5 protein-coding genes, 9 tRNA genes and 1 other annotated feature are annotated in these 7,043 nt (G+C 38.3%); of the genes, 1 reads left to right on the forward strand and 13 read right to left on the reverse strand.

The window, feature by feature from the left end; translation table 11 throughout:
- Window positions 1-29: 29 nt before the first annotated feature.
- Window positions 30-1,469: a proline--tRNA ligase gene (proS, locus tag Q0371_RS18365; protein WP_298473949.1), complete on the reverse strand. Its 1,440-nt coding sequence runs from the start codon at window positions 1,467-1,469 to the stop codon at window positions 30-32.
- Window positions 1,470-1,513: 44 nt separating this feature from the next.
- Window positions 1,514-1,732: a binding site (T-box leader), on the reverse strand.
- A 133-nt stretch (window positions 1,733-1,865) separates the two neighbouring features.
- On the opposite strand from proS, the gene Q0371_RS18370 reads away from it, so the two are divergent.
- Window positions 1,866-2,942, forward strand: a complete 1,077-nt coding sequence (locus Q0371_RS18370; protein WP_298473952.1) for an aminotransferase class I/II-fold pyridoxal phosphate-dependent enzyme — start codon at window positions 1,866-1,868, stop codon at window positions 2,940-2,942.
- 34 nt (window positions 2,943-2,976) lie between these two features.
- On the opposite strand, the gene Q0371_RS18375 is transcribed toward Q0371_RS18370, so the two are convergent.
- The 12 genes from Q0371_RS18375 to Q0371_RS18430 all read right to left on the reverse strand — a co-directional run bounded on the left by Q0371_RS18375 (window position 2,977) and on the right by Q0371_RS18430 (window position 6,683).
- A complete protein-coding gene (locus Q0371_RS18375) occupies window positions 2,977-3,111 on the reverse strand; it encodes a hypothetical protein (RefSeq protein WP_277347124.1) in 135 nt (44 codons plus the stop codon).
- A 150-nt stretch (window positions 3,112-3,261) separates the two neighbouring features.
- Window positions 3,262-4,824 carry an alkaline phosphatase family protein gene (locus tag Q0371_RS18380; RefSeq protein WP_298473957.1) on the reverse strand — a complete coding sequence of 521 codons (1,563 nt, stop codon included), beginning with the start codon at window positions 4,822-4,824 and terminating at the stop codon, window positions 3,262-3,264.
- 132 nt (window positions 4,825-4,956) lie between these two features.
- Window positions 4,957-5,427, reverse strand: a complete 471-nt coding sequence (locus Q0371_RS18385; RefSeq protein ID WP_251556713.1) for a potassium channel family protein — start codon at window positions 5,425-5,427, stop codon at window positions 4,957-4,959.
- Between the two features lie 357 nt (window positions 5,428-5,784).
- A tRNA-Leu gene (locus tag Q0371_RS18390) sits at window positions 5,785-5,866 on the reverse strand.
- A gap of 31 nt (window positions 5,867-5,897) precedes the next feature.
- A tRNA-Cys gene (locus Q0371_RS18395) sits at window positions 5,898-5,971 on the reverse strand.
- 6 nt (window positions 5,972-5,977) lie between these two features.
- Window positions 5,978-6,052, reverse strand: a tRNA-Gly gene (locus Q0371_RS18400).
- A gap of 17 nt (window positions 6,053-6,069) precedes the next feature.
- Window positions 6,070-6,154: transfer RNA gene (locus tag Q0371_RS18405), tRNA-Leu, on the reverse strand.
- Between the two features lie 22 nt (window positions 6,155-6,176).
- Window positions 6,177-6,249, reverse strand: a tRNA-Lys gene (locus tag Q0371_RS18410).
- 6 nt (window positions 6,250-6,255) lie between these two features.
- A tRNA-Thr gene (locus Q0371_RS18415) sits at window positions 6,256-6,331 on the reverse strand.
- A gap of 13 nt (window positions 6,332-6,344) precedes the next feature.
- Window positions 6,345-6,420: transfer RNA gene (locus Q0371_RS18420), tRNA-Val, on the reverse strand.
- Between the two features lie 108 nt (window positions 6,421-6,528).
- A tRNA-Thr gene (locus tag Q0371_RS18425) sits at window positions 6,529-6,601 on the reverse strand.
- A gap of 7 nt (window positions 6,602-6,608) precedes the next feature.
- Window positions 6,609-6,683: transfer RNA gene (locus Q0371_RS18430), tRNA-Asn, on the reverse strand.
- Window positions 6,684-7,043 lie beyond the last annotated feature (360 nt).

Below are 7,043 nucleotides of genomic sequence, written 5' to 3' on the forward strand. Positions count from 1 at the left end.
AATGACTGATTTATGTGTTCCATATTTAATTAGTATGATCTTGCAAACCATACCGTGTGTTTCGATTCTTTTCCACAATTAATACAAGTTGATTTTTCAGCTGGTGGATTGAATGGAATATTACGTGTTGTGAATTTTGTTTCTTCTTTAACATGCTCCTCACAAGCATCGTCTCCACACCATCCAGCAAGGATCCATCCAGGGATTTCTCCTTTTTCCGAAGAGTCCTCTAAATGCTGTTTCAGCTGATCCATGGAATCGACATGGGTATGAGAGTTTGCATCACGGAATGCACGCGCTTTTTCTAATAGACGAGTTTGCATTGTGTTTAGCTCTTCTTCCACACGCTCCACAATAACATTTATATCAACTGATTCTTTCTCATCTAAATCGCGAGCCTTCATAAGCACTTGATTGTTTTCTAAATCACGTGGTCCTAATTCAACGCGAACTGGCACACCTTTAAGCTCCCACTCATTAAATTTATAGCCAGGTGATTGATCAGAATCGTCTAAACGAACTCGGATACCTTTTGCTTTTAATGCAGCAAAGATTTCATCTAGTTTTTCCATTATTGCTGGGTTCTTTTTCCATGGCCCGACTGGTATTAAAACAACTTGTGTCGGTGCAATACGTGGTGGCAGCACAAGACCTTGCTCATCACCATGAACCATGATCACAGATCCGATTAATCGAGTAGAAGTTCCCCAAGAAGTCGTATGCACATGCTGGTGCTTGTTTTCTTTATTCAAATATTTGATATCGAATGCTTCAGCGAATTTAGTTCCAAGGTAATGAGAAGTTCCAGCCTGAACCGCTTTTCCATCCTTCATCATAGCTTCGATGGAATAAGTATCTACTGCCCCTGCAAAGCGTTCAGATGGAGTTTTTTGACCGTCATATACAGGAATAGCTAAAAGTCCCTCTACTACCTCTTTATAAATATTTAGCATTTGCATTGTTTCTTGACGAGCTTCCTCTTCATCCACATGAGCTGTATGACCCTCTTGCCATAAAAACTCAGAGGTACGAATGAAAGGAAGTGTTTTCTTTTCCCAACGGAATACGTTAGCCCATTGGTTGATCAGTACAGGTAGGTCACGATAGCTTTTAATCCAATCAGAATACAGATGACCAATCATCGTTTCAGAGGTTGGACGAAGCGCTAAACGCTCCTCTAGTTTTTCACCTGCAGCCTCTGTAACCCATGGAAGCTCTGGTGAGAAGCCTTCAATATGATCCTTTTCCTTTTGGAAAAATGATTCAGGAATTAGCATTGGAAAATAAGCGTTACGGTGTCCTGTCTCTTTAAAGCGTTGGTTCATCTCTGCTTGGATATGCTCCCAGATTTCGTAGCCGTCCGGTTTAAATGCAATACATCCACGTACTGGTGTATAATCCATTAAATCAGCTTTTTGGATTGTGTCGATATACCATTTAGTAAAATCGTTTTGTTGTTGGTTAGTCATTACTTTTCCTCCTTAAAATATAAAAAAGCACAAAGCTGTCCTTCGAAAAGGACGTCCTTGTGCTTGAATAGACGTGGTACCACCTTAGTTTAGCTTAAAATAAGTTTTAAGCCCTCTAAACGTTTGATAACGATAACGAATCGGTTATGTTTGCATAACATCTCCGTGGTAGGTTTCAACAAGAAGGGGTGATATAGCTCTCAGCAAACGCTATATTTTCTGTTTCACAATTCTTATTTACTTGATCACATCGTAGATTGTATATTACTAATAATATACCAAAAGGAACGTATTAATACAACGTACTTCTTTCATACCAATTAATTTAAACAATCAGAATAAAAATACATTATACTTATATTATGGTAAAGACAAAACAAGATAGGGGAAGATTACATGAATGATTTAAAAAGTTCCTTTAACGAATGTACATATTATTTATCCGGTCATAGAAATCGAGATATCTCCGTCTTAAAGGATGCATTGAAGGATGTTTCTGAGGACCAATTTAGCGATATCTATGGAAACGGGCCTATTATAGAAGATTTTCAGAAGAAGATGGCTAAACTTTTAGGTAAGGGAACTTCTGCATTTTTCCCTAGTGGAACAATGGCTCAGCAAATTGCATTACGTATTTGGTGCGATGAGAAGCAGCTCAACCAGGTTGCCTATCACCCTTTAAGCCATCTAGAAATACACGAAATGGATGGATTAAAGGAAATACACCAGATTAAAACGATCCTGCTTGCAGACAAGGATCGAGTAATTGAGCTAGAAGACGTAAAAAACCTTAAAGAGGACATAGCATGTCTTCTATTGGAGCTACCCCAAAGAGAAATTGGTGGTCGGCTTCCTAGCTTTGAAACGTTAGAACAGATTTCAGCCTATTGTCGTGAAAAAGGTATAAAGCTTCATTTAGACGGAGCACGACTTTTAGAAGTATTACCATACTATAATAAAACAGCCACTGAGGTTTGCGACCTATTTGATAGTGTTTATATATCTTTTTATAAAGGAATTGGCGGTATTGCGGGAGCTATTCTAGCCGGTGACGAGGATTTCATAGAGAAATCTAAAGTTTGGAGAAAGCGTTATGGTGGAACACTTATAAGCTTGTACCCTTATATTCTATCAGCAGATTATTATTTTGATAAGCGAGCACACAAAATGGAGCAATACTACCAAAATTCTGTAGAGCTAGCACAGCTATTTAATGATTGTAAGGATATTTACACTGTACCAGAAATACCCGTTTCTAATATGTTTCATGTCCATTTTAATCGTTCCCCAGAGGAAATGGCAGCTATTCTTAGCAAAGCCCAGCTTGATAACCGCATAGGGATATCTAGCTATTTAAGTGAGCAGGATGGGGATAAATGTCAAATTGAAATTAGTATTGGAGATTCTTATCTAGAAATTCCAAAAGAACAACTAGAACAATTATTTTTGAATTTAAATGAAGAAATGAAATAAAATAAAAGACTCTTAACGTCTCGTTGAGAGTCTTTTATTGCTGTTGCTGATACTGTTCACTTTTAAGTTCTTCATATATATGGTTTGCCTTGCTTTGCGCTTCTGTTTTAGAAGTTGCGTGTACCTCAATAATTTTTCCTTCGATAATAAAGTTATATGTTTTAATCATTTTAATTCCTCGCCTTTCTTTTTTTGATTCTAATTATGTTATTCCCTATTGTAGAAAAATAAAACTTCTTAATAATGGAAATTACAAATATTTATTGGAACAATAAAAAGTCTATAATTACTGTGCTTACATAAAAAAAGTGGCTCTCCTTTATGAGCCACCCAACAACCCTATTACCCACTCCTTCACATCCACAAGTCGGTTGGATGGTGGTCTTTCTGTCTCACCCGAAACGATTAGGGGAACAACGGAATCTACCCGATGGAGGGAGCCATGTGCACCGCCACCAGCATGATCATGACTATGTTTTTCAATAAATTCGTAAGAAGGCTTTGCATCTACTATGATAACTTTTCCGGTTTGGGAGTGGAGTGCGCCGTAGAGCCGAGCTAGCGCATCAGGATATGTGTGATAGCGTAAAGTTCCTTGCTCATCTTTTATATCTAGAGTAGCCAAATCTCCCTCTAATTGCCATGACTGCTTGTATTCATCTATATAAGATCCATTTGGTGAGAAGGTGAGTTCTTTGTCGTTTGTGCTTATAACATGATTCGTTTGTTCATCGCTCCATGCAATAAAACCAATTCGTTCATCCTTTTTTAAGCTTTCTACTACATCAGAAAAAGAGATTTTTTTATCATTTAAATAGATGTAGGCCATTCGTTCATTCACTGCGATGGCTAGCTGTGCATTTTCTTTTCCTCTTTCTAAGAAGGTGTAACCCTTTAACAATTCATTTAAATCAATCAAAGCCGTTTCCTTTTCTTCCTTAACTGCAGATTGACCACTATCACCCAGGACTACCCATGTTACCTCCTCTACTGCATCTTCCCAAGAGCCAAAACTATTCAACAGCTCTTGCAGTGCTTGGTCAGCCTTCTCAATCCCAGATCTATCACCAGGACCATTTTTATGTATGGAAGCATCCGCATCTGGGAAATAGGCTAGAGTAAAGGCGGGAAGCTTCCCTTGTCCAATTAGATAAGTCAGTTCATTAGAAGTAAACTCATTATTTACCCCCATCCGCTTCCAGACGTATTTATATCTGTCGTTCTCTGGATTATATTGAGATAAGCCACCGAGCGAAAAAAGCATTGGCCCTTTCACTTTTATCTCTTTTGGCAAGAGATCTGTAATAGAAAGTAGCTTAGGTACATGTAAATCCTGCTTAAAGCTACCCCGGTATAATAATCCATTAACAGAAGCAGTCTGAATTTGAGCATTTGCCAATTCTTCGTGAATCGTTAGAACTTCCTTACTTAAATGTGTTTCATTCAGATGGATAACACTATCAGCCACTACATTTTTAACTCCATTGTCCCATATCTCCCTGATTCCACTTCCATAACTGACCATGCGTTCCTCATCTTTTTTAAACCAAATCAAGCCTGGAATTTTATGCTGATTTGCATATGTTCCAGTCAACAAGGTACTATCTATTGTCACGGACATAGTTGGGTAAGAGCTAATAAATTCTGGATAAAAATCCCCATTATTTATTAAAAAGGAAAATGCAGGTGCCTTTCCCTCTTTTATCGTCTGCTGCAATGGTTCTGCCATTAATGAATCGACTACAATAAGAACTACCGGCTTTTTAGTAGCTTCGATCTTTACTTCATTAAACTTTTTAGTTGGAGATATTGAAATAGCTAATATAAGTCCTCCACATACAACAAGCATTATAACTAATATGATCAGTACTGTTTTCTTCACTTATAGTCACCTATCTTCCATTCATAGTGTTAGTATGGTGATTTCCAAATGAATACATGCTTATTTAATGATAAAAGATATTCTTTTCAGATGACATCTTCACCAGTTGTTTTACTTTATAGGAAAGACACATCAACTACCTGTTTGCCCATCATTGTCACTGCTTTGCTCACTTTCATTTTCGTTTTTTGCATCTTCTCCACTGCTACCTCCCTTTTCACTCAAAGCACTAACAAAAAATGCGGTTGGCAGCAGAAGACCGATCGCTGATTGTATAAGCGCAAAGAACCGCGCCTTTCCTACAGGCACCAAGTCACCATAGCCTACTGATAAAATGGTGACTCCACTGAAATAGAGATAATCTAAAAAATTTTCTCCTCCATTTTTCCCCTCTTCAGTGCTGACTCTTACTACATCTCCTTCCATAGACAATAAGTAATAAAGAACAGCAAATCCAAAAGTAATGCCAAGCATAGCGAAAAATAGCTTTTGGAATAAAGTTGACTGAAAATAGCTTTTCTTATATTTATGACCTGAAAAGAAATAGTATAAGGTTGTTACCAAAAATAAGATCGTCAATCCCATTAGTATCGTAGAAAACATGCGTCTTTTCCTCTCTGTCTCTCGTGTCCATCCAGTTTAAAAATATACAAAGTAACTAATATGAAAACGAAAATATAGATACCCTTTTATTTCATCAATTAAGACGTAGTATGCATGGGAATGTACGTATTTATTACTAAAGGACAAAAAGACATGGAAACGATTCTTAAGAGCCTTCTAATGCAATGATTATTTTCGTTAATAACAGCCTGAACTCTTTTGGTGATTAACAATTACTTTATCTAGACATTCATTACTCTTATACATGGGATTACGCCCTTTTAGGAAACAACAAAAAAGACCTCTAACATAGTTGTTAGAGATCTTGATATGTATGACGTTAAGTCACGAATATGATACCGGTGGTCGGGGTCGAACCGACACATCCGAAGATACGGGATTTTGAGTCCCGCGCGTCTGCCAATTCCGCCACACCGGCATATTGAAGGCAGTAAATACTTTTTTAAAATTGGAGGCGGCAACCGGATTTGAACCGGTGATAAAGGTGTTGCAGACCTGTGCCTTACCACTTGGCTATGCCGCCTTAATTTGGAGCGGAAGACGAGGTTCGAACTCGCGACCCCCACCTTGGCAAGGTGGTGTTCTACCACTGAACTACTTCCGCTCGGTTATTAAGTTAAATGGTGCGGGTGAAGGGAGTCGAACCCCCACGCCTTGCGGCGCTAGATCCTAAGTCTAGTGCGTCTGCCAGTTCCGCCACACCCGCATATTTATTTCACAAAAGTGAATGAGCCATGAAGGACTCGAACCTTCGACCCTCTGATTAAAAGTCAGATGCTCTACCAACTGAGCTAATGGCTCGGAAAATGGTGCCGGAGAAAGGACTTGAACCCTCAACCTACTGATTACAAGTCAGTTGCTCTACCAGTTGAGCTACTCCGGCAGGAGTAAAATTATGGTGGAGGATGACGGGCTCGAACCGCCGACCCTCTGCTTGTAAGGCAGATGCTCTCCCAGCTGAGCTAATCCTCCAAAACAGTAATCCTCTTTAAAAACCGGACAATTAATAGTTTAGCATAAGTATTACTTCAAAACAAGCACTTTTTTATGTATATTCCCTACTTTTATGTAAAATAGAAAAGCTTCCAACCGGATTTGAACCGGTGACCTCTTCCTTACCATGGAAGCACTCTACCTACTGAGCTATGGAAGCATAAAAATGGCTCCGAAGGTAGGACTCGAACCTACGACCAATCGGTTAACAGCCGATTGCTCTACCACTGAGCTACTTCGGAACGTTCTTATTATTTAAAGTACAAATATAATTATAACAAGTATACTTTAAATTTCAAGCTTAATTTAGGTATTTTTCCAATGAAATATTCAAGGTTCCAATATATAGAATTTGTCATCTTTTTGAATGATATTCTCTATATTTTAATTTCTTAGGAGATGCCTCACCCTATTATATTGTCCATTTATATTTAGAAATATACGTAAAATATTTAAGCTATTAATAGAGAACCGTAAAAATATTTATTAATTTTTTATGTTTAAAGTAGAGTTGATTTCCGCTCTAGACGTACGCTTTCCGCGGGGGGAGCGATAAGCCATCACCCATCGCTAACGCGCGTGGTTGTGATGTCTTATCTGTC

Source organism: uncultured Psychrobacillus sp. (genome assembly GCF_938022135.1).
In the GTDB taxonomy this organism is placed as follows: domain Bacteria; phylum Bacillota; class Bacilli; order Bacillales_A; family Planococcaceae; genus Psychrobacillus.

Bases quoted from the DNA above. Each gene is read 5' to 3' on its own strand.
- proS (WP_298473949.1), bottom strand. From the start codon at position 1,469: ATGACTAACCAACAACAAAACGATTTTACTAAATGGTATATCGACACA.
- Q0371_RS18370 (WP_298473952.1), top strand. From the start codon at position 1,866: ATGAATGATTTAAAAAGTTCCTTTAACGAATGTACATATTATTTATCC.
- Q0371_RS18375 (WP_277347124.1), bottom strand. From the start codon at position 3,111: ATGATTAAAACATATAACTTTATTATCGAAGGAAAAATTATTGAGGTA.
- Q0371_RS18385 (WP_251556713.1), bottom strand. From the start codon at position 5,427: ATGTTTTCTACGATACTAATGGGATTGACGATCTTATTTTTGGTAACA.